The organism is Granulosicoccus sp. 3-233 (assembly GCF_052681095.1).
Genome location: NZ_JBQYLE010000006.1, coordinates 139,125 through 159,841, shown reverse-complemented (window position 1 = coordinate 159,841; position 20,717 = coordinate 139,125). Strand labels below are relative to the sequence as shown.

Below are 20,717 nucleotides of genomic sequence, written 5' to 3'. Positions count from 1 at the left end.
GCCTCATCGTGAATCGAGTCAGAGGAAAGCGAAGGGCCACCTCATCGTGAATCGAGTCAGAGGCAAGCGAAGGGCCACCTCACCGTGAATCGAGTCAGAGGCAAGCGAAGGGCCACCTCACCGTGAATCGAGTCAGAGGCAAGCGAAGGGCCGCCTCACCGTGAGTCCAATCGGAGGAAAGTGAAGGCAACCTCACCATGGCTTGAATCCGGAGCAACGAAAGCCACATCGGCGAGACGGCAGAGACGGTCAGAATGACACTGACACTCGAATACTCAGGAATCGGCAAATTCCGGGTAACACCAGTGTCGCCAGATCCTGCGCCGCGTTTCTTCCTTCTGCTGCCCCTGTGTGTTGGTTCGCAGTTTCACCACATGAATTTCGAGGGTTGCCAGTTGGGTATCGCGCGACCGAGGCTGATTGTTCCAGCTCTTGCACAGATAGCTGCCAAAAGCCTCTCGCACCGCATTGTTGCGATGTCCGTCAACGCGGCCCAGGTACTTGCGCCAGCGATAGCCGTCATACAGCGGGTAGAATCGCTCCGGAGGCTGCCAGTCCGGCAGGCTGGACGTCAGCGGGTACAGATCGACTTGTTCTCCATTGCGCAATTGCCCCGGTATGAGCAGATAGGAGGAGGTGGTCAGCGGGTAGGGCGCGAACATGTCCCAGCGCTGGTTGATGCGAAAGACCCTGGCCAGATGATTGACATGCTGCGGCATCTGCCCACGCATTCCCGGCATGCCGTAGAGGTTGAAGGCAGTCACGACGTAAAAGAACAGCACCGCCAGCAGCGAGCCGATGAGGGTGGGTCGGAGGCTGAGCGCCCTGAACGGCAGAACACGCTCGGTCAGAGTACCCATCAGACCGCGGTTGTCAGCAACCCAGCGATAGAGGCGGTTACCCAGGTACAAGAGGGGAGGCAGGGACATGATCCAGGCCAGCACCTTGAATGGCCAGCGTTGCCGGAACAGCAGGACCATGGCATGCCAGTGAATATGCGCCTTGCCTTCGGCATCGGTGACGACCCAGGAGTTCTCGCGCTCCATGATGGCGTGAATCTCGGGATGATTCTGCGCCTTGAGAATCCTGCAGTCCTGCGGCAGCAGGAAACTGCGCAGGATCAGGCAGGTCTTCAGGCAGAAGCCGCAATCTTCATCGTAGTAGATGACAATCGCGGACTGCCGCTGTCGGCGAGCGCGTTGTCTGTCGGTGCTGCGTAGCCAGACCCAGGCGCTGCCGGGTATCAGCAGACTCAATGCCATGAAATCGATCAGTGGGAACAGACCGATGTGCAGCATCAGCAGGAATGCCGCATGCAGTGACGCCAGCAACAGAAGCCCGATGATTCTCAGGCGTGGCCAGTAGAAGGGGCTGAGCACCAGCAGCGGTGCAATGAACTCGACCGCCAGGACATAGAAGGTGGCCGGTTTCAGCAGCAGGGGAAACTGGCCGATCCAGTGACCGATCGGTGTGGCGAAATGCTGCAGATTGACCGCATAGAACGCCGCATCGAAGCGACTGACCCAGGCGTCTCCGGTTTTCAGAAAAGCGGTGAATGTGTACAGATACAACACCTGGAAAACGATGGCGATGGTCGCAATCGAGAAGTAGGGTTGTTCCCGGAAAGCGTTGGCCGGCACGGCATTGGGGTTGTGCCTGTGTACGGTCTGTAGCGCACTGTCGATGGAATAGCGTGCGCCCAGCGGCAGAAACATTGCCCAGAAACTCATCACCACCAGCAGATTGTCGCCACCTTGCAGCAGCAGTCCATTGCGATTGAGCAGGGACGCCAGCAGGATGAAGGAGGCGACGGCTGCCAGCTTGCTGCGATAACCGAACAGCAGTGCCAGAGCGAAGGCGGCGGCGATGAGGAACAGCAGAGCCTGCCACCACAGTTCTCCACTGGCGGCGTGAATGGACCAGTGCCACTGGTGCGTAACCTTCAGCCACTGATAACGCGGCAGAACACCTGCATCGGTATAGAAGACCGACAGATCCAGGCTGCGCAGCGCCAGATCTGCCAGTAACAGGAGTGCGAGCATGATGCGGAACAGCGCAATGGATCTGAGATCCAGGCTGAACACGCGCCTGACATGATGCATGGCGTCCCTGTCTCCGGTGTCGATCAAAGGGTTGGTGGCGATAGCTTACGGCGTATCGATGACGGGCGCCAGTGACGAAAAATCGACCCACTGCGCGTCGGGTTCACCGTCGATGTGCAGCAATGCCCGGCTGTGGATGTAGTCTGCGTCCTTGACCGTGGCTTTGCGGTTCTGGTAAGGCCCGGCCTTGATGGCTATCGCCAGCCCCGGCGTCAGGGCAGGCAGGCGATGACGCTGCACTTGCTGTTTGCGTGCTTCATTGTTGGCCAGCATGGCAAGCAGTGATCGGCGTCGTTTTTCGAGTTCTTCCGGAGAATGTTCCGAAAGGTCGGCCGTCAGGTCGATAAGCGGTGAGTTGGATTCCTGTTCATCGGGAGGCAGATCCTTCTGCATGGCCTTCCAGAAGCTCTGGTCGGCGTCCTGTTTGTTCCCGGGTTTTCTCATGGGTGCAACGCTAGCTCGACTGTCTGGAAGCCAGGAATTGCCAGGTTTCCACAATGGTATCCGGATTCAGGGACACGCTGGAGATACCCTGATCCATCAGCCACTGCGCCAGATCCGGATGATCGGATGGCCCCTGGCCGCAGATACCGACATACTTGTTCTGGTCATGAGCCGCCTTTATGGCCATCTGCAGCATTTTCTTGACCGCCGGATCCCGTTCATCGAACAAGTGTGCCACCAGGCCCGAGTCGCGATCCAGTCCCAGTGTCAGTTGCGTCAGGTCGTTGGAGCCGATGGAGAAGCCGTCGAATCGTGTCAGGAACTCCTCGGCGAGAATGGCATTGCTCGGTACTTCGCACATCATGACCACTCGCAGGTCATGGTCGCCGCGTTGCAGACCGTTCTCCGCCATCAGCGCCAGTACCTGATCCGCTTCCTCGAGCGTGCGTACGAAGGGCACCATGAGTTCGACGTTCCTGAACCCCATGACCTCGCGCACCTGCTTCAGCGCGCGGCACTCGAGCTCGAAGCATTCCGAGAAGGAGGAAGACAGGTAGCGTGATGCACCACGGAATCCGATCATCGGATTCTCCTCCTCGGGTTCGAACAGCACACCACCGATCATGTTGCGGTATTCGTTCGACTTGAAGTCGGACAGGCGCACGATGACCGGGTGCGGAGCAAAGGCGGCAGCCAGAGTGGCCACGCCTTCGGCAATCTTGCTGACATAGAAGTCCAGAGGATCGGCATAGCCGGCGCTGCGCTCGGCAATCTGCTGCTGAACATCTTCCGGCATGGCGTCATGGTGCAGCAATGCCTTGGGGTGAATGCCGATGGTGTTGCTGATGATGAATTCGAGTCTGGCCAGACCGATACCGTTGTGTGGCAACTGACTGAAGCTGAAAGCCCGCTCCGGATTGCCGACATTCATGGTGAGCTTGAACGGCAGTTCAGGCAGGTTGTCGAGTTGGGTTTCGGCAATATCGAATGTCAGACTGCCCTCGTAGATGTAGCCGGTGTCGCCTTCGGCGCAACTGACCGTGACTTCCTGACCGTCCTGCAGCTGGCTGGTCGCGTTGTTGCAGCCGACAACCGCGGGCACACCCAGTTCACGCGCGATGATGGCCGCGTGACAGGTACGTCCGCCGCGATTCGTGACAATGGCTGCGGCTCGTTTCATGACAGGTTCCCAGTCGGGGTCGGTCATGTCGGTGACCAGCACATCGCCATCCCGAACGCTGCCGATATCGGCAATGCTGTCCACGATTCGCACGACGCCGGCACCGATACGCTGACCGATACTGCGTCCGCTGGCCAGCACTGCCGCCTGGTGAGAGGCCAGTTGATAACGGGTGATGACATTGCGATTGCTGCGTGATTCGACCGTTTCCGGGCGAGCCTGCAGAATGTAGAGCTTGCCATCATTGCCGTCCTTGCCCCATTCGATATCCATTGGCCGGCCATAGTGCTGCTCGATGGTCACAGCCATGCGGGCCAGGGCATGCACATCGTCATCATCAAGAGAAAAGCGCATCTGATCGGCCTGATCGACATCGACGGTATCGACAGCGGTGCTCTGACCGTAGATCATCTTGATGCGCTTGGCACCGCGGCTGCGCTTGAGCACAGCAGGTCGTTCCGCAGCCAGCGTCGGTTTGTGCACATAGAATTCGTCCGGGTTGACCGAACCCTGTACCACGCATTCACCCAGACCCCAGGAGGAGGTGATGAACACGGCATCACTGAAACCGGATTCGGTATCGATCGAGAACATCACGCCACTGGCGCCGATATCACTGCGTACCATTCTCTGGATACCGGCCGACAGAGCCACATCGGCGTGCGCGAAACCCTGATGAACCCGGTAGGAGATGGCGCGATCGTTGTAGAGCGAGGCAAATACCTCGCGGATCCGGTGCAGCACATCGTCCAGAGACTGCACATTGAGAAAGGTTTCCTGCTGACCGGCGAAGGAGGCTTCGGGAAGATCTTCCGCCGTCGCCGATGAACGCACCGCGACCGATGCAGCGCCGCCGGCACCTTCGCTGATCTCGGCCCAGCCTGCGGTTACTGCTTCAACCAGGCCTGCTGGCAAGGGAGTCTCGATGACCCATTGGCGGATCTTCGCACCGGTTTCTGCCAGCGCCTGCATGTCATCGGTGTCCAGTTCGTCCAGGCAGGCATTGATTCGCGCATCCAGACCGCTGACCTGAAGATGCTCGCGGAAGGCATCAGCCGTCGTGGCGAAACCGTCCGGTACGCTGATGCCGGCATTGGACAGGTTGGAGATCATCTCGCCCAGAGAGGCATTCTTGCCACCAACCACCGGGACATCGTTCATGCCCAGCTCTTTGAACCAACGGATGTATTGAGTCACTTCAACTCCTTGTTACAAGACGTTGCCAGTGGCAACGGTTGGTATTCAGGTACAGCAGGAAGCTTGCCTGAAAGTTCATCGTGTCGCACAGTGCCGGGTATGGTAATGGATTTGCCCACTGCAGATTGCACTCACATTCAAAGCTCATGCCCAACACACAGAAACGCACGGCCTTTATTGTCTCGGATCGCACCGGATTGACGGCGGAGGCCATGGCTCACAGTCTGTTGAGTCAATTTCCCGGATTCGACTTCCACATGGAAACCTTCACCTTCGTGGACACTGTCGACAAGGCTCGCAGGCTGGTGGAACGCTGTAGCCGGATTCGTGAGCAGAGCGGCACGTCCCCGCTGGTCTTTCTGACCATGGTCAACGATAACCTGCGTGCCGTGTTTGATGAGTCGGATATGGAGGTCTTCGATCTGTTCCGAACGTTCATCGGTCCTATGGAAAAACGTCTGGGCGTGAAGTCGTCCCATACCATCGGCAAATCGCACGGGGTCACCGACGAGAAGGCCTATACATCGCGAATCGCCGCGGTGCATTTTGCCCTGCAGACCGATGATGGCATGGACTTCGATCATTACCGGCAAGCGGATCTGATCATTGTCGGGGTATCGCGTTGTGGCAAGACGCCGACATCGCTGTACCTGTCCCTGCATTATGGTCTCTATGTGTCCAACTACCCCTTGACCGATCACGAACTCGAGCGCAAGGAGCTGCCTCAGGCTCTGCAACGTTATACCGACAAGCTGTTCGGTCTGACAATCGATCCGTTTCGCCTGTTGCAGATTCGGCAGCAACGTTATCAGGGGTCGACCTACAGTACCGCGGCAACCTGCCAGCGCGAGATAGCCCAGGCAGAAGCCCTGTTTCGTTCGCACGGCATTCCCTGGCTCAATACCACGCGCATGTCCGTCGAGGAGATCGGCGCCATGGTGGTCAACCGTACCAAGTCCGACACACGACTCTGATACTGATGGTCATGCAGCGCGTTCGCGGTCCCGAGCCTGCGACCACCGACGGGTGACTCTGCATGATGCTGTCGCTCGTCTCGCCGGGGGCTGCAGTCAACTGTGATCCAGCTGCAATCGAGCTGGCCGAGGCTGCCGAGGACGATGCAGCGGGTGCGGCAAGCGCACAGGATCATCGGCATGGCCCTTTCAATTCGCTGTAACCGTTTCGGGGGCAGCTGCCGGTAAAGAAAATCTCGATGGTGCCGCTGGGAGACTCAAGTCATGTTTCCAGAGGTTCCTTCGTGCCAATATCGTGCACCAGGTCGCAGCATCGAGACAACACGCGCTTGCCGCGTAGCGCTGTGCCGGCAAGGCGAGTGCGTGTGCGGAGGCTCGGGAGTGTGACTGTCATGCTCGCCAGTCTGCTGAGTCCGGCCATCGGCACGGCGGAGACTGCAGAGTTTGCCGAACTGTCAGCCCCTGGCGCTGCTGACTCGACACTGCAGGTGGTGGAAGGAGACATACTGGTGTCCGCCAGCAGCAGCAAGACACGGTCGATCGGGCTCAACAGAACCTCGCGTCTATGGCCGGACGGTATCGTGCCGTACCGGCTTGATGCCAGCCTGACAGCCAGTGGTGTGGTGGCAGTCAGACAGGCCATCGACTACTGGAACAGTGTCAGTGGCATTACCTTGATGGCACTGGATGAGTGGCCAGCCGGGCAGGCAATGCCGGCCGATTCGGTGGTGTTCCAGTACGGTGAGGGCTGCGCTTCCTGGGTGGGCAGGCGTGGCGGCGAGCAGGAAATCTGGGTGGCACCCAATTGCAATGCAGGAAGCATGATGCACGAGATCGGGCATCTCCTCGGGCTTGAGCATGAGCACACACGTCCGGATCGTGATCAGCATATCCGGATTCACTGGGAAAACATCAGTGCCGACAAGCGGCACAATTTCGATGTTGCACCTGCAGGTACTCAGCTGCTGGGTGACTACGACCACGGATCCATCATGCACTATGGACCCATGAACTTTTCGGCCAACGGCCAGCCGACCATTACCGCGCTGGCGGATAACGGTGTCACGATGGGGCAGCGCATTGCCCCCAGCGCCGGAGATCTGGCCGCTGTGGCCGAGCTGTATGCGGCAGATCTGTCCATCGTGTCGAAATTCGCTGCAGATGACGGACTGGCCGAAGTGAGTCTGTATGTCAGCAACGGCGGATTGCAGGGCGCTCATCTGATCGAGGTTGATGTGCAGTTCGGCAATGCTCGACTACTGAGTCATTCAGGTGACGGCTGGCAGTGTCTGAACCTGACGCCTGGTCATGCCAGCTGCGAGCTGGCGCGCATGAGTGGCAGCAGCAGCAGTCAGTTGGTGCTGTCACTGTCAGGTTCACTGACGGCTGGCGACATCACGGCGCAAGTCAGCTCCAAGACACCGGATGATGACCCGGACAACAATGCCGACAGCGTTACCCAGGTTCCGATGCAGGCAGCCGCCAATGCACTGGAAGATCCGATCGTTACCGAGTCGACAACCACCATCACACAACTCGGCGCTGTCAGCTGGAGGTGGTTACTGTTGACGGGCCTGTTATTGCTGCACCGGTTGACCGGTGAGCGGATCTATCGGCAGGCCCGTGACCGGGTCAAACGAATCCGGTGGGGGTGCGCCGGACGGGTCGGGCGGTGGTGCATCGGCAATGTCCTGCGGCGCTTCGGTCTGCTCCACCGGGACGCCTTCGTCGTTCAGCGGCTGATCATCGACTATGATGTCGTCGGCCGGTGAGCCACTGGGCAGAAACTGATCGTCACCGCCACTACTGCCTGCCGAGCTGCCTTCTCCCATCATCAACACCACTTCGACGATGTCGCTGTCCGGCGCCTTGCTGCTGCGCACCAGCATGTGATTGGGACTGAGCTTTGACAAGGCCTTTTGCAGTGGTTCATCCACGATATCGATATTGACCATTGTCTCGGTATCACCGGTCACCACCACACTGATGCCCAGTTCATCGGTCAACACCTGAGCCAGGGCGCTGGCGGATGTGTTACTGGCCTGGACAGACAGCAGGCCATCGTTCTCGCTCACCCGCACCGATTGCTGGGCGAGAGCCTGACCAGGTAAAGCGAGAGCCAGGCCGCACATGGTGGCCATCAGGGTTGCTGAACGAAGCAGCGCAGGAAAGACAATTGACCGTGACATGTGCGTCATCCGAAGTGTTCTGTTCTGGAGTGTAATCGCATGAGGAAATCCTGGGATGGCAAAGTGGTAAGACGCGGGCCTTTTTCTGTTTCATTGGAGCAAGTATTTTGCAGAATTGCTGACTGCTCGATGCTGCGAGTCGACGATGCTGGCGACCTGCGGCAGATTCCCGGTGGCAGGCTCGATGGCGGCTGTGGGGTCGCGTTCCGCGGGTATGTGTATATATTACAAATTATTGCAATCAACAAGGTATGCTGACTGATACTGCTTCCATCATCCACGAACCGGAAGCCTGTTCATGCCCTCAAGACCCACTTCGCTGGTGCTGGAAGATGATGTCACTCTTGCACGAGCTTACGAGCGGGTGCTGGTGTCACTTGGCTATGAGGTGACCATCGCCCATCGAGTCGATGCGGCACGCGCGCAGATTCGCGACAAAGGACCGGAGCTGATGCTGATCGATATCGATCTGCCGGACGGCAATGGTCTGGACCTGATGGAAGAGCTTCGCAACGACACGCGTGGCCGTTTCATCGTCATCAGCGGGGACAATTCCCAGCGCGCTGCCATCAAGAGTATTCGCAGCCAGGCGGTTGAGTTGCTGATAAAGCCGGTTGACCTGGCCAGTCTGCGTGCCATGCTCGATCCGCATCAGGCCAGCGAACATGCGATGAGCAAGGAAGAGCGCTCATCGTCAGGCTCCGCGGAGCGGGCTGCCGACGAGAATGGCGTGGCAAACCTCGATCGCTCCGCCGGGCTGATGGGCGTCGCCGTTGCGAAGAGCGGCTGGTTTCAGGTGGGTGATCACCATGCACTGAGCACCTTGCGCACGACCATGAGTTTCAGTGCGGAACGCAGCCGGGGACACGCTCTGATTACCGGTGAGCCCGGCGTCGACAAGCCGTCGGTTGCTCGTGCCATTCATCAGCGAGGCAGGAGAACAGGGCAATGTCTGGTCATCGACTGCGCCGATGAAACCGGTGAGCTGGCCATGGTGCGAATGTTTGGCCGGGAAGACCCTCGTAGTGGTGAAATTCTGCACCGCGGGTATATCGAGCAGGCAGCGGCCGGCACACTGGTGCTGGATCATGTCGAGAAGCTGCCCATGGACATGCAATCGCGGCTGCTGCCGTTTCTGGAATCGGGATCATTTCGACGGGTTGATGGCAACCGTGGCGCGGAAGCTACCTTGTCGGTCATTGGCATCGCTCGCGACTCCGGCACCACGGATGTGGACGAGACCTCACTGCGTTCGGATTTCCTGTTCCGCTTGGCACAGACCACGCTCGCGGTACCCAATCTGCGCCAGTGCCGAGATGATATTCAGGCCATTGCCGATTGGTTGCTGGCCGAGGCTGCCGGAGCGCGGGAGGGCGAGCTGCGCTTTTCGGCATCCAGTCGCGAACTGATCGCCAATGCCGTCTGGAAACGCAATGTGCGCGAGTTGCGTAGCGTCATCGAACAGGCGGTCGCTGCGACCGGATCCGGTGAAGAGGTGCAGATCGAAAGCGATCAGACCGATGCGGCCAGTGCAGAATCGGGTTCGGAAATCGAGCAGTGGGTGGGAACCACCATCTGGGAATTCGAAAGACAGTTGCTCAATGCCACGCTGTTGCACTTCGATGGTGACAAGGAGAAGACGGCGAAGACGCTTGGCGTCAGTCTCAAGACACTCTACAACCGCATGAACGCCTACTGAGAGCCGACAACAGAATCACCATGAGAGACAAGACAATGAACGAACAGCCGGTTCTGGACGTACTGATCGTGGAAGACGATGTGGCCACGGCATCTGCCCTGCAGCGAGTGCTGGAGCGAGCCGATTTCAAGGCCGACAATGTGCAGAAGCTGTCAGAGGCGATGCAGCGGGTTCAGCAACAGCCTCCTGCCGTGGTCCTGCTGGATCTCTCGCTGCCGGACGGAGATGGCGTTGACGCGATAAAGTCGCTGAGTGCTGCGGGCGTCGGGCAGATCATCGTCATCAGCGGTACTGATGACGCCGAGAGAACCCGCCGTTGCCTGCAAGCCGGGGTCTTCGATTTTCTGGTGAAGCCTGCCCAGGCACGTGATCTGTTGCTGGCGGTGCGTCGCGCCGATGCGCATCGGCGCAAGTCCACCGTCGCCACCCGGGACTATCCACCGGAACTGACCCTGGGGTTTGGTGCTCTGGAGGGCAGTTCACCGGCAAGTCAGGAGTTGTTCAGACAACTGAGGAACGTGGGGGAGAAAGCCCCGTGTCCCGCCCTGATCATCGGGCAGCCGGGTGTTCTCAAGGGCGATGTCGCGGCACTGCTGCACCAGTATGGCAAACGTCCCGGCAAGGCCTATGTGATCAGTTGCGCCAGCGAAACCGGTAGTCAGGCGATTGACAGATTCTTTGGCGATCATGGGCGCGAGGCGGGCGGCGAGGCCGGTGGCATCGAAGCCTACCTGCAGAAAGCCAATGGCGGTACGCTGGTGCTGGATGATGTCTCGACCCTGTCACTGGATATTCAGCGGCGCTTGAAGAGCTTCATGGTGTCTGGCAAGGCGCTGGCCAGCAACGCCTTGACGCCGACGGCCTACGAGTGCTCCATCGTTGGCATATTGCGGGAGCCGGCGGAAGTGGCGCTTGCCGAGGGTCGGTTGTACGATCCCTTCTATTACACTCTGGCGAAAAATACCATTCGTGTGCCGCCTCTGGTCGAGCGCAAGGAGGATATCGAACTGTTCGCAAGACGTGCCGTGGATCAGCTCAACAAGGTATTTGACAGTGAAAAGAGCCTGTCCCTTGCCATGCTGGATCAATTGCGCGGCCATTACTGGCCGGGCAATCAGGTCGAATTGAAGAATACGCTGTTGACCGCTTACCGACTGACCGAGGACGGTGATGAGATCGGTGCCGACCCCACGCTGTTCGTGGAAGGGGACAGCGGTGTCAGCGACCAGATAGCACCATTCATCGGCATGGCGTTCAAGGATGTGGAAGAACAACTGATCAAGGCGACACTGATCGCCTGCGACAACAACAAGAGCCAGAGTGCCAAAGTTCTGGGTATCAGCCTCAAGACTTTGTACAATCGCCTGAACCGCTATGAAGAGGAGCAGCAAACCGCTGTAGAGAGTTGATCTCTGGCACCTGAGTCCGGGCTGCCTTCTTCACGCTGCGGATCACAGGCGCGGAAGGTGGCAAGATGGTTCGATGGCTTGGACGAATACTGGCAGCACTCACGCTATTGATTGCAGCCCTGGTTCTGTTGGCCACATACCTGCCCGGTAACTGGTTGGCTGATCGCCTGGCATCCCTGGCTACCAGCAGACTCGATGCTCATGTTGCAATGAAAGACGTGGAGATCAGGCCTTTCGGCCCGTTGCTGCAAGTCGATGTGAGTAGTATGAGCATCGAGCCCGATCAGGGAGCGGCAATGCTGTATCTGGACTCGATGCAGGTATCGGTACGATGGCTGGATCTGCTGCGTGGCCATCCTTCTGTCGACAGACTATCCCTTGCCGGGGCGGACTTGCAGCTGCACGATGAACCGAACAGACCAGACAATCTGCAATCACTGCTTGAACACCTGGTGGATGAAGGGTCTGTCGTACGCCGCCTTGTCGACTCACTGTCTGATCTGCAGATTCGCGATATCCTGATCGATTCCATGACGTTGCATAGCGGTCGTGATGAAGTGTCGCAGAGTGTCAGTCTGCGTATCAGTGGTGCTGCCTCGACGGATAACTCCGGGAATGGCACACGTCTGCAGATTGATGGCGAATTGCTGGGCAGAACATTGTTGATGTCGGCCGATTTGCCAAGCTTGCATTACATGACAAGAGGCTTTCCCAAGGGGGCCGGTGCCGAGGGTGTGAAGCTGGATGTCGAGTTGGGAGACAGTCATTTGTTGCTCGAAGGGTCTATCGGCAAACCGGCTCGGTTGTCCGACGTGTCCCTGGGCTATTCGATGAATATTGCGTCTGTCCGGGATTGGCAACTCATCGTGCCTGCATCCTTCGCAGATCTGTCACCATTGACCGTATCGGGTGACGTGCTGCGAGACGAAGCAGAATGGCAGCTGAACGAGTTTGCCTTGCAATGGGGGCAGAGCGATCTTGTCGGTGAAGCACGCCTCGATACGAGCAGCAAGCCGATCACCGTGAAGGCGCAATTGAGTTCCGAAGAACTGCACGGCGAGGACCTGCGCTTCTTGTCGTCAGAGCAGGCCTTGCCGGCCGAGTTCTCGCTCATGGCGCTGGCAGGAGAGGGTTCTGCGTTCGGGAGCCTGATGCGCTACCTGGGTTCGGCGGACAAGCCCCTGGTGGGTAGCGTCAGCTATCGAGCGGATCGAGTGGTGGCGGAGACCTGGCCGGTGTCGATGTTCGATGTCCAGGCGGAGATGGTGGATGACCGGCTGATGCTGGCCATTGATCGGATGAATCTGGGCAGCGGGGTCCTGGAAGGCGTTGTCGATACTCGATCCACCGGTACGCAGACTGAAACCTCATTGAATCTGTACCTGAAGCGTTTCGAGCTGGCGGCAGACAGCTCGTCGTCAGGCAAGCCTGGCAGTCTGGCAGTCTATCTTGATGTGCAACTGTCGCAACAGGGAACGGACGAGGCGCCGCGGGTGAAGGACGGTCAGCTGCTGGCGCTGGTGGCAGCTGGCGATGCAAGCCTGGTGCTGTCGCGTTTCATGAATGGGAACGGGTTATCGCTACTTGACAGTGCCGCCGAGTCGATCGATCCGGCCAGCGTGAAGTGTTCATTTGTCGATCTGCAACTGTCCGCGGAAAACATTGATATTGCAACTCTGGTGATCAGTACGGAAGATGCGATCGTACTGGGCGATGGCAGCTTGTCCTTGAGCGATCATGCACTGGATGTGTCCATGGAATCGCATGCGACAGGCAAGAACACAGCGTCCGCCTGGCAGGTGCAGGGGCCGCTGACTGCACCCGTTGGTGCATCTGCCAGTCCGGTGCTGGGGCGAGATACCGCCGCCGTTGTTCTGGCCGATATCGTGGCGCCGGCAGCAAGGCTGATGCCGTTTCTGGATCCCAGGGGAGAGGCAATGTACAGTGCTTATTGCTCCGGTATGGCCAATGCGCTGCAAGGCGAACAATAGACGATGGGTAGAACATGAAGTTTGGTGATATTCCGGTGGAGGATTCTGCGGGCAGTCTGCTGGCACATTCGGTACGGACTTCTGCGGGAAAGATACGCAAGGGGCAGCGTCTGACCGCGGCTCTGGTGCAGCAACTGCAGGCGGACGGCATTGCCAACATAACTGTGGCCCAGCTCGACAGTGACGATATCCACGAGGATGAGGCAGCACTGCAACTGGCGACGGCACTGGCGGGTGAAGGGCTGAGGCTGGGAAAGGCCAGTACCGGTCGAGTGAATCTGCATGCTCAGACCGACGGGATCTGTGATTTCGAGCGAACCCTCGTCTATCAGGCCAACCTGGTGAATGAAGGCATCACCATTGCGACCGTGCACCCGTCGACTTCGGTTGGCAAGTCACGACTGGTTGCAACCGTCAAGATCATTCCCTACGCGGTCAGCAAGAATGCCTTGCAACAGGTTCTGGCGGGTTTGCAGGGGCGACAGATTCGGGTGCATGCCACCGTACCCCAGCGAGCCGCTCTGATCCAGACGCGCCTGCCGGGCATGAGGGAGTCGATTCTTGACAAGACCGTCGGTGTCACCAGGCAGCGGCTGTTGAAGCAGGGTGCGCAGCTGACGAGCGAACGGCGAGTGTCACATGACGTCGACGAGCTTGTCAGGGCCATGAGCGATGCTGTCGAAGGTGGCGTGGACTGGCTTCTGGTGGCAGGGGCGTCGGCTATCAGCGATCGTCAGGATATCGTGCCATCGGCCATTGTGAGGCTGGGTGGTCAAGTGGAACATTTCGGGATGCCGATGGATCCGGGGAATCTGTTGCTGATCGGCAGGCTTGGGAACACCAGCATCATCGGTCTGCCGGGTTGCGCGCGGTCGCCCAAACCCAATGGGCTGGACAAGGTGCTGGAGCGTCTGTCTGCCCGGCTGCCGGTGAGCTCCGGCTGGATTGCCTCGCTCGGTGTGGGGGGGCTGTTGCATGAGATCGTCGACCGGCCAGAGCCGCGTGTCAGGGGCACAGGCAATCTCGGCGTTGCGGCCCTGGTGCTGGCAGCAGGGTCTTCCCGACGCTTTGGCGAGCATAACAAGTTGCTTGCCACGCAAACCGGCAAGCCTCTGCTGACTCATGTTCTGGACGCAGTGGGACACAGTGGTCTTGACAGCGCTCTCGTGGTGACCGGCCATGATGCCGAGTCGGTCGAGCAACTGTGTCAGATCGCCGATCAGCGCGCGAGCCTGCCGATAAGCACCGTACACAACGCACTGCATGCCAGTGGCATGGCCAGTTCCCTGATCTGCGGCATCGGTGAACTCGGTGAAGCCGGAGTGGACGCGGTGATCGTCTGTCTGGCTGACATGCCGGAAGTCACTGCCAGCGTCATGCAATCCCTGTTAGCTGCATACCGCCTGAATCCGGGCAAGGCGCTGTATATCCCGACCTATCAGGGGCAGCGTGGCAATCCGGTGCTGATCGCTGCATCGCTGTTCGATTCGGTGCTGCGACTGGAAGGAGATGTCGGCGCCAGGGTGCTTGCAAGGGATTTTCCGGACTGTGTGCAGGAGGTGCCTTGCGATTCTGCCGGTATCCTCAAGGATATCGATGAACCGTCCGACCTGCAGCCGACCATGGCGGCGTCATGAGAGGCTGACTTTCCACTGGTGCCCCTCGATTACGTTGTAGACTGACGGCTGATACGACTCTGTACAAGGGAAATCGCTCATGAATCACAGCATCTCCGGCACGGGCATCAAGGCCCTGCTATTCGTGCCGCTTCTGACGTGCGGCCTGACCGCCAGTGCTCTGGCTGCGGATCTGCAGCTGCGTCTGATGCAGACCACCGATCTGCACATGCATGCACTGAACTTCGATTACTACAAGAACACCGAGGTGGATGATTTCGGTCTGGCACGAACCGCCACTCTGATCAGAGACGCCCGCGCCGAGGCTCGCAACAGTCTGCTGTTCGACAATGGCGATCTGCTGCAGGGCAATCCGATGGGAGACTACATGGCACGCTCGCGGGGGCTGAGCTATGGTGAAGTGCATCCGATGTTCAAGGCAATGAATCTGCTGGGCTATGATGCTGCCAATATCGGCAATCATGAATTCAATTACGGTCTGGAGTTTCTGCTCAAATCGCTGTCTGGGGCCAACTTTCCGTATGTGTTGTCCAACGTCTTTGCGGTGGACGGGGACGAGGATCCGAGTAATGATCGCAGCTACATCCAGCCGTATGTGATGCTGGATCGGCGCGTGATGGATGACGATGGACAGTGGCAGGACCTCAAGGTGGGCGTCATCGGCTTCACACCGCCACAGATCATGAGCTGGGACAAGGGCCATCTGGAAGGTCGTGTCACGGTGCGTGGTATTGTCGACACGGCCGAGGCTCTGGTGCCCGAGATTCGTGAAGCGGGCGCTGATGTGGTCGTTGCCATCGCTCACAGCGGTATCGCGACCTCGCACCCGGATGGCTTGAAGGAAAATGCAACGGCCGAGCTGTCGCAGGTAGACGGTATCGACGCCATCCTGTTCGGGCATGCGCACAGCGTATTTCCTTCCGACGCCTACGAGGGCTTTCCCGGGGCTGATCTGGAAAAAGGCACGCTCAATGGTGTTCCGGCTGTCATGCCGGGTTTCTGGGGAAGTCATCTGGGCATCATCGACCTGACATTGACTCAGGAAGGCGACGCCTGGACGGTCAGTGACAGTGCCGTGGAGAATCGCGCCATTTTCCGCCGCGAAGGACGCGACAGTATTCCCGTTGTCGGCTCGCAGCAGGACATCGTTGATGCCGTTGCCGATGAGCACGAAGCGACCATCGAATGGGTGGGTCAGGCAGTCGGCAGTATCGCCTCACCGATCAACAGTTTCTTTGCCCTGGTACAGGACGATCCGTCCATCCAGATCGTCAACAATGCGCAAGCCTGGTACGGCAAGCAGGTCATTGAAGGTACCGAATACGAAGGTTTACCGGTCTTGTCCGCCGGCGCACCGTTCAAGGCTGGTGGTCGTGGCGGTCCGGATTACTTCACCGATCTGCCAGCTGGCGAAATAGCCATTCGCAACGTTGCTGATCTGTACATCTACCCCAATACGGCACGATTGGTAAAACTCGATGGGGCGCAGGTACACGAATGGCTGGAGCGTTCCGCCGCGCAGTTCAATCAGATCGATCCGTCCTCGACAGAGCCCCAGGAGCTGATCAGCGAGACGCATCCGTCCTACAATTTCGATGTCATCGACGGCGTCAGCTATCAGATCGATGTGGCTCAGCCTGCGCGCTACGGCGACAAGGGAGAACTGCTGGACGAGACGGCTCGTCGCATCATCAATCTGACGTTCAATGGTGAGCCCATCGATCCGGACCAGGAGTTCGTGGTGGTTACCAACAATTATCGTGCTGGTGGCGGCGGAAACTTCCCGGCTCTCGATGGCAGCACCATCATTGTCGAAGCTCCGCAAACCAATCGACAGGTGCTGGTCGACTATATTCTGGCCTCGGGAGAACTGGATCCGAAGGCTGACGGCAACTGGCGTTTCGCGCCGATCAATGGTGACGTTCAGGTGCAGTTCCAGACATCGCCAGCGGCGGCAGAAGCCGACAATGCGCAGCGCTTCGAATACATCGATACGCTGGACAGTGGGTTTGCCAGTTACCGGATTCCGTTGTCCGAGTAGTTCGGCAACGAGAATCTGCTGCGGTAGTCGTGGCACGAGCCGGCAGCGGGAAGTTGCCGGCTCGTGGCTGTTGTCATTTCCTGCAAGTGCAATGGATTTCTATGGACTGGCTTTCAACATTTCCGGCCCTGGCGCAGCTGTCCGCGGAAGATCACGATCTGCTCCTTGGTGAGAGCAAGATCATCAAGGCACCCGCCGATACGGTGGTCTTTGGTCCCGGTCAGAAGCCGGACAATCTGCTGATGGTTCTGAGCGGTACGGTTCGGGTCCAGCATCTGTCTGAAAAGGGTCGTGAGATCGTTCTGTACCGAGTTCGGGGTGGTCAGAGCTGTGTGCTCACGACATCCTGTCTGCTGGCTCATGAGGAGTACACGGCGTCTGGTGTGACGGAGACCGAGGTGCAGGCGGTGGCCATTCCGCGGCGCTTGTTCGACAGGCTGCTGGAACATTCCAGTGAGTTCCGACAGTTCGTCTTTCATGCCTATTCCCGCCGTATCAGTGATCTCTTTCTGATGGTCGAGGAGGTCGCCTTTCAGCGCATGGACGTAAGGGTTGCGCAAAAACTGCTGGAGCTCGCAGGCGGTGACTCCGATATCACCATCACCCATCAGCAATTATCAGCGGAGCTGGGCACTGCCCGCGAAGTCATTTCCCGTCAACTGGCAGAGTTCCAGCGCCGTGAGTGGGTCAGACAGACGCGCGGGCATATCGAACTGATCAACTGCGCCGCTCTGGAGACGCTGGCCAGTCATTGAGAATGGGCTTATCCGGGAGGTCATGGTCCGACCCAGGAGACGAAGGGCGTTATTCGTGCGCTCATGGTCCGACCCCGGAGGCCACTGGCATGGTCCGACCCTGAAGGTGAGGGGCGTTGTCCGTGCGCTCATGGTCCGACCCCATGAAAGCACCGACTGTATGGTCGCGGGGTTCGCGTGTGAGGTCGCGTCTTCTGCATGCATCGTGCTTGCGTGTTTGCCAACGGGGCCGACGCCAGTAGCGCCGGATTCCGATCGGTGTCACCTGTTCCATCCCGACAGGAAAAGTCGCTAGCACACTATTTGCAGTAGTCAAGGGCCAAACAACAGGTTCTATCAATATTTCTCTGGCATTCAACTTGCGATTCCCTGCCCATTCGACCTGCAGGTTAGGCAGTGGCATGAGAGCAGACAGACAACCATTCGCATTTCCCCCGGGAATTTTCCTGGCAGGTGCTGTCGCCGTGGCGGCAGTCATCCTGTGTCTGACGTTCGCTTTGGGAGGTGGTGTGCTGGCGGTGACGGCCAACAGCCTGCTGGTAGGTCTGATGGCGCGTCACATCCTGGGCGAGCCAGAGCGAGTCCGCTCGAAGGTGCGTTCCCGAACGTCCGCCCTGCAGGACATTGCCTACCGTGACAGCCTCACTGGCTTGCCGAATCGACGCTTCTTCATCTGGTATCTGGAGCAGAACCTGGCCATGCGCATGCAGAACCGCCGTCGGGGCTCGCGTGTCAACCGTGTCGTGCTGTTCGATCTCAACGGTTTCAAGGCAGTCAATGATACTTACGGGCACGAGGCTGGCGATGAACTGCTCAAGTTCATTGCTGTGACGCTGACGGCCTATCTGCCCTCCGATGCATTGCTGGCACGACTCGGTGGTGACGAATTCGTGGTGCTGGTGCGAGACAGCCATGGTGGCCGCAAGACGCGGGAAGTGGAAGCAACCATCCGCAAGGCGGCAGAAACCGTATTCGTGTTTGACGGTCAGGACATCAGCGTGTCAGCCAGTGTCGGCGTCTCGTCTCCGGCGACGGCACGCTCGACGGCCGAACAGTTGTTGCGGGAATCGGATCAGCGCATGTATGCCGACAAGATTGCCGGCAAGGAAAGACGTGGAGAGGCGGTGCCGGCCGAGGTGGAAACCGTAATACCGGCCGCGCAGAATCCCAGTCTGAACGAGCGCCGCCGCATCCGTGCACGGCTGATGCTGTCAGCCGGCAGTCGCTGAGGCGCTTGATCGATCAAGCCATGGGGATTGTCAGCTGCAGACCGTCATGTGCGGGTATGACATGTTCGGGTAGCTGTGCCTGCAAGGCGGCGTAATCCAGTTCGGTCGCCATATTGGTGAGAATGGCTTTCTCGGGCCCGATTCGCTCGATGAAGGCCAGAGACTCCTGCAGGTTCATGTGCGATGGGTGCGGCTCATGGCGCAAGGCGTCGATGATCAGGATGCGGCAGCCCTGCAAGGCATCCAGGCTGGTCGGGTCAGTGATGCGTTTCATGTCAGGCAGATAGGCGACGTCGGCAATGCGGAAGCCCAGCGCATGGATGTCACCGTGCTCCGCCAGCAACGGCATTGCCGAAATTCTGCCACCTTGTCCGTCAATGATGCTCGCCACACCGTGTGTGATGGTCTCCTGCTGGCAGAAGGGCGGGTAGCTACTGCCCGGAGACTGATGGAAACAGTAGCCGAAGGGTTGCATGACCACGTCAGCGGTTGCCTGATCCATGTGGACGGTGATACTGGAACGCAGGCTGATGGCCAATTGACGCAGATCGTCAAGTCCGAAGATATGATCGGCATGCGGATGAGTGAGCAGAACGCCATCCAGATTCCCGACCTGAGCATCAAGCAATTGCTCGCGCAGGTCTGCTCCGGTATCGATGAGTACGGTTGTAACCCCGCCGTCGCCCCCGATCGCTTCTATCAGCAGTGCGCAGCGACGCCGTCGGTTAAGCGGATTCTGCGGGTCACAGACGCCCCATTGATTGCCCACACGTGGTACGCCACCTGACGAGCCGCAGCCCAGCACAGTGAATCGCAGTTTTTCAGTCATGTTGCCTACAGGAATCGGATGCGGAACCGACACGCGGAAAACCCGGTCTTCGAGGCGTGCCGTTGGAAAAGATAGGGGCTGACTGGCACGAATGGTAGCTGATAAAGGGGTATTCGTGCCCGTTCAGCGCCAACTATCAGAGATTCCAGAGCCGCAAGGCGTTGTTGCGCAGTAACGCCGCCTTTTCATCGGCCGAGCAACCGTCGATCAGGGCGTGCGTGGCGGCCACCCAGGTCTCGATACGGCCTCCCTGGGTACAGACAGGACTGTCGCTGCCCCAGACCACACGATCCCAGCCGAAGGCACTGATGGTGTGCTCCACATAGGGCCGCAGATCGTCCAGTACCCAGTTGTCGTGATCGCCATAGGCCATCACGCCAGAGACCTTGCCCACCACATTGTCGCGTCTGGCAAGTTCCGTCATGTTTTCCTGCCACGGTGACAGTTCTCCGGATTTCACGTCAGGAACACCACAGTGATCCAGTACGAACTGCACATCCGGGCAGTGATCCACCAGTTCGATGGCCAGCGGAATCTGTCTGGCCAGCACGCAAAGGTCGAAAGTCAGGCCGGTGCCTGTCAGGCGTTTGACATTATCCCGGAAAGTCCGTGAGGTGGACAGGTCGTCCGGTACCACGTGCAGGATGCGGCGCAGGCCGATGATCTCGCTGCGTGAGCGCTGGCTGTCGAACCAGGCTGCGAATTCGTCGGATTCCGGACGGCAGGAAGCGATGGCGCCGCGCATCAGGCTGCCGGGTTGATCCATCAGGGATTTCACCAGGTCGGTTTCCGCATCCCGGTCCGGGTCGGCCACATCAACCTCCATGTGCAGCGCGCCGATGATGCCGACTCGATGGGCGATGCTCGCGTAGTCCGCATAGCTGGCATCACGGTTCAGCTGTTCGACGTTGGCCAGCCAGGGGTAGCTCAGCTTGTCGCGGTAGATCAGGTGCAAATGGGTGTCGATCAACATCAAGGACTCTCCGGTGGATGGTGGGCTCATTGTGGGCTGAAGTTTCAGCGAATTTCCAGATATAACTT

At 58.8% G+C, this 20,717-nt stretch carries 15 protein-coding genes; 10 read left to right on the top strand and 5 right to left on the bottom strand.

The window, feature by feature from the left end:
• Positions 1 to 275 precede the first annotated feature (275 nt).
• Genes ACUNV4_RS16785 through ppsA form a run of 3 tightly spaced genes read right to left on the bottom strand, consistent with a single transcriptional unit; the run spans position 276 to position 4,923 of the window.
• On the bottom strand, positions 276 to 2,102 hold the full coding sequence (locus ACUNV4_RS16785; protein ID WP_430879745.1) for a DCC1-like thiol-disulfide oxidoreductase family protein: 1,827 nt from the start codon (positions 2,100 to 2,102) through the stop codon (positions 276 to 278).
• A 45-nt stretch (positions 2,103 to 2,147) separates the two neighbouring features.
• The gene (locus ACUNV4_RS16780) at positions 2,148 to 2,546 is read right to left on the bottom strand and encodes a hypothetical protein (RefSeq protein WP_430879744.1); all 399 of its coding nucleotides are present in this window, start codon (positions 2,544 to 2,546) and stop codon (positions 2,148 to 2,150) included.
• A 10-nt stretch (positions 2,547 to 2,556) separates the two neighbouring features.
• Positions 2,557 to 4,923, bottom strand: a complete 2,367-nt coding sequence (ppsA, locus tag ACUNV4_RS16775; RefSeq protein WP_430879743.1) for a phosphoenolpyruvate synthase — start codon at positions 4,921 to 4,923, stop codon at positions 2,557 to 2,559.
• A gap of 146 nt (positions 4,924 to 5,069) precedes the next feature.
• Here ppsA and ACUNV4_RS16770 point away from each other — a divergent pair, with 146 nt between their 5' ends.
• The 10 genes from ACUNV4_RS16770 to ACUNV4_RS16725 all read left to right on the top strand — a co-directional run bounded on the left by ACUNV4_RS16770 (position 5,070) and on the right by ACUNV4_RS16725 (position 18,847).
• Positions 5,070 to 5,897: a pyruvate, water dikinase regulatory protein gene (locus tag ACUNV4_RS16770; protein ID WP_430879742.1), complete on the top strand. Its 828-nt coding sequence runs from the start codon at positions 5,070 to 5,072 to the stop codon at positions 5,895 to 5,897.
• A 62-nt stretch (positions 5,898 to 5,959) separates the two neighbouring features.
• Complete coding sequence (locus tag ACUNV4_RS16765; protein WP_430879741.1) at positions 5,960 to 6,100, top strand: hypothetical protein; 141 nt, start codon at positions 5,960 to 5,962, stop codon at positions 6,098 to 6,100.
• Between the two features lie 189 nt (positions 6,101 to 6,289).
• Complete coding sequence (locus tag ACUNV4_RS16760) at positions 6,290 to 7,669, top strand: M12 family metallopeptidase (RefSeq protein WP_430879740.1); 1,380 nt, start codon at positions 6,290 to 6,292, stop codon at positions 7,667 to 7,669.
• A 715-nt stretch (positions 7,670 to 8,384) separates the two neighbouring features.
• Entirely contained in the window at positions 8,385 to 9,785 is a 1,401-nt protein-coding gene (locus tag ACUNV4_RS16755; RefSeq protein WP_430879739.1) for a sigma-54-dependent transcriptional regulator, read from the top strand.
• A 20-nt stretch (positions 9,786 to 9,805) separates the two neighbouring features.
• Positions 9,806 to 11,194, top strand: coding sequence for a sigma-54-dependent transcriptional regulator (locus ACUNV4_RS16750; RefSeq protein WP_430879738.1), 1,389 nt, complete (start codon positions 9,806 to 9,808; stop codon positions 11,192 to 11,194).
• Between the two features lie 65 nt (positions 11,195 to 11,259).
• Positions 11,260 to 13,185 (top strand): AsmA family protein, encoded by a 1,926-nt coding sequence (locus ACUNV4_RS16745; protein ID WP_430879737.1) that lies wholly within the window; start codon positions 11,260 to 11,262, stop codon positions 13,183 to 13,185.
• Positions 13,186 to 13,199: 14 nt separating this feature from the next.
• The gene (locus tag ACUNV4_RS16740; RefSeq protein ID WP_430879736.1) at positions 13,200 to 14,822 is read left to right on the top strand and encodes an NTP transferase domain-containing protein; all 1,623 of its coding nucleotides are present in this window, start codon (positions 13,200 to 13,202) and stop codon (positions 14,820 to 14,822) included.
• Positions 14,823 to 14,901: 79 nt separating this feature from the next.
• Positions 14,902 to 16,863 carry a bifunctional 2',3'-cyclic-nucleotide 2'-phosphodiesterase/3'-nucleotidase gene (locus ACUNV4_RS16735; protein ID WP_430879735.1) on the top strand — a complete coding sequence of 654 codons (1,962 nt, stop codon included), beginning with the start codon at positions 14,902 to 14,904 and terminating at the stop codon, positions 16,861 to 16,863.
• Positions 16,864 to 16,964: 101 nt separating this feature from the next.
• A complete protein-coding gene (locus ACUNV4_RS16730) occupies positions 16,965 to 17,618 on the top strand; it encodes a Crp/Fnr family transcriptional regulator (protein ID WP_430879734.1) in 654 nt (217 codons plus the stop codon).
• A gap of 401 nt (positions 17,619 to 18,019) precedes the next feature.
• Positions 18,020 to 18,847 (top strand): GGDEF domain-containing protein, encoded by an 828-nt coding sequence (locus ACUNV4_RS16725; protein WP_430879733.1) that lies wholly within the window; start codon positions 18,020 to 18,022, stop codon positions 18,845 to 18,847.
• A gap of 13 nt (positions 18,848 to 18,860) precedes the next feature.
• Here ACUNV4_RS16725 and ACUNV4_RS16720 read toward each other — a convergent pair whose 3' ends face one another.
• Together ACUNV4_RS16720 and ACUNV4_RS16715 are read right to left on the bottom strand one after the other, a co-directional pair.
• The gene (locus ACUNV4_RS16720; RefSeq protein ID WP_430879732.1) at positions 18,861 to 19,676 is read right to left on the bottom strand and encodes an MBL fold metallo-hydrolase; all 816 of its coding nucleotides are present in this window, start codon (positions 19,674 to 19,676) and stop codon (positions 18,861 to 18,863) included.
• A 136-nt stretch (positions 19,677 to 19,812) separates the two neighbouring features.
• Positions 19,813 to 20,679 carry an amidohydrolase family protein gene (locus ACUNV4_RS16715; protein WP_430879731.1) on the bottom strand — a complete coding sequence of 289 codons (867 nt, stop codon included), beginning with the start codon at positions 20,677 to 20,679 and terminating at the stop codon, positions 19,813 to 19,815.
• Positions 20,680 to 20,717: the final 38 nt, after the last annotated feature.